Source organism: Cryobacterium sp. 10I1 (genome assembly GCF_035019805.1).
Classification (GTDB): Bacteria; Actinomycetota; Actinomycetes; order Actinomycetales; family Microbacteriaceae; genus Cryobacterium; species Cryobacterium glucosi.
The window spans coordinates 1-1,887 of record NZ_JASJVF010000404.1; the positions used below are offsets into that span (position 1 = coordinate 1).

2 protein-coding genes and 1 pseudogene are annotated in these 1,887 nt (G+C 67.0%); 2 read left to right on the plus strand and 1 reads right to left on the minus strand.

The window, feature by feature from the left end; translation table 11 throughout:
• Positions 1-411: MerR family transcriptional regulator (locus QN345_RS18500; protein ID WP_323509053.1), on the minus strand; the 411-nt coding region annotated here is incomplete at its 3' end.
• A 92-nt stretch (positions 412-503) separates the two neighbouring features.
• On the opposite strand from QN345_RS18500, the gene QN345_RS18505 reads away from it, so the two are divergent.
• Together QN345_RS18505 and QN345_RS18510 are read left to right on the plus strand one after the other, a co-directional pair.
• The gene (locus tag QN345_RS18505; RefSeq protein WP_322189159.1) at positions 504-1,346 is read left to right on the plus strand and encodes a CPBP family intramembrane glutamic endopeptidase; all 843 of its coding nucleotides are present in this window, start codon (positions 504-506) and stop codon (positions 1,344-1,346) included.
• Between the two features lie 154 nt (positions 1,347-1,500).
• A pseudogene (locus tag QN345_RS18510) lies at positions 1,501-1,887 on the plus strand (hypothetical protein); the annotation flags it as partial.

Sequence of the window (1,887 nt, forward strand, 5' to 3'; positions counted from 1 at the left end):
GGCTCCCCAGCGCTGTTCGACCTCCTCCCTGTGTTCCGTGGGATCGAATCCGTCGAACATGTTCTCTGCCATGAGTTGTTCCTTTCTGTTCAGGGTGGTGATGGTGTCCTCGACCGAGCCGATCTGGCGATCGAGGCGGTCACGCTCGCCGCGCAGCCAGGCGAGGTGCGCGCCGAGGGCGCGGGCGGCATCCGTTTCGTGGTCGAGCACCTCGCGAATGGCGGGCAGCCCGAGCCCGAGGGCGCGCAGCATCAGGATGCGCTGCAGGCGCACGAGCGCCGCCGCGTCGTAGTAGCGGTAGCCGTTGGCGCCGATCCGACTCGGCGGGAGCAACCCGAGGTCACCGTAGTGCCGCAGCGTGCGGCTCGTCGTCGACGCGAGCCGCGCGATCTCCTGGATCGACCAGTCCATGTCCACTCCCCGTCCGTTGTGTTCTCCACGATAATTCTTGACGTTGCGTCAAGGTCAAGCGGGCTCCCGAATCCGATTCGGTACCATGTGGCATGCACGACACGACCGAGGCAACGGATGCCGCGGCGCGGCCCCGCGCGCGCCTGGCACTCCGGCTCGTGCCCGCGGCCCTGGTCTCTGCGTCCGCGGTGCTGCTCTTCGGACTGCACACGCCGGTCTCGATCCCCGCGGGCTACCTGCTTCTCGGACTCGCCCTCGCGACGGCCCTCGTCATCGACCGCCCGCTCGCCCGCGACCTCGCCCTCATCGCCCTCGGCCTGCTCCTGATCAGCACCATCTCGCTCGCGGCCAACATCGACTACCCGAACATGGCGCTGATGGGGGCCGTGCTCACGCTCGCGGTACTCCTGCCGTACCTGGTCTCGCGCTACCTCTACCGCGAGCGGGCGATCCGGTTCCCGATCCGCACCGGGCGACCCTGGACATCCGCAGCGCTCGGGTACCTCGTCGTCGCGATCGCGCTCGGCTATGCGATTCTGCCGACCTATTTCATCCGCTCCGGCGCCTTTCACAACTGGCCGACCGTCACCGCGCCGGACGAGATCGGGCGGCTCTTCGTTGGCGTCGGTTTCGTCGGAATCTGGGACGAGCTCTTCTTCATCTGCACCGTGTTCGCCCTGCTGCGTCGGCACTTCCCGGACTGGCTCGCGAACCTGCTCCAGGCGGTGATCTTCACCTCGTTCCTCTGGGAACTCGGCTACCGCAGCTGGGGCCCGCTGATCACCTTCCCCTTCGCACTCCTGCAGGGCTTCACCTTCGCGCTGACCAGGTCACTCGGCTACGTCATCGTCGTGCACCTGCTCTTCGACCTCGTCGTCTTCCTCGTGATCGTGCACGCACACACCCCGGCCTGGCTGCCGATCTTCCTCTACTGACGCGCACCCGCCCGCGCGCGCCCGCGCCCGCGACCGGAAAGGTGCTCGGGGGTTGCGCACCGCCGAAACGCGATATATCGTGAATCACACCAGACGCGATATAACGCGAAAAAGTTTCGGCGTCCGCAACGGACGCCCACAGAAGGAGCACACAATGGCACTCGAAAAATGGCTGGTCGCCCCCGGGCAGACCCGGGTGATCGACGTCGAACTCGTCAACCGGCTCAAGGTCGGGCTGATCGGCGGCAAGGTCGACATCATCGGCCACGACGAACCGTTCACCCGCGTCGAGGTGCACAGCGTCAGCGGCAAGGACCTCCGCATCTCCCTCGACGGAGACACCCTCGAGGTCGACCACCCGCAGCTGCGCTGGGACAACTTCATCGAGGTCTTCGCCTCCTTCCGCGGCAGCGCCAGGGCGGACGTGAGCATCACCGTCCCGCGCGACGTCGCCCTCAAGCTCGGCGTCGTCTCGGCCGGCGCGCTCATCACGGGCCTCCGCAGCGACCTCAAGCTCAACACCGTCTCCGGTGACCTCGTC

Bases quoted from the DNA above. Each gene is read 5' to 3' on its own strand.
- QN345_RS18505 (WP_322189159.1), top strand. From the start codon at position 504: ATGCACGACACGACCGAGGCAACGGATGCCGCGGCGCGGCCCCGCGCG.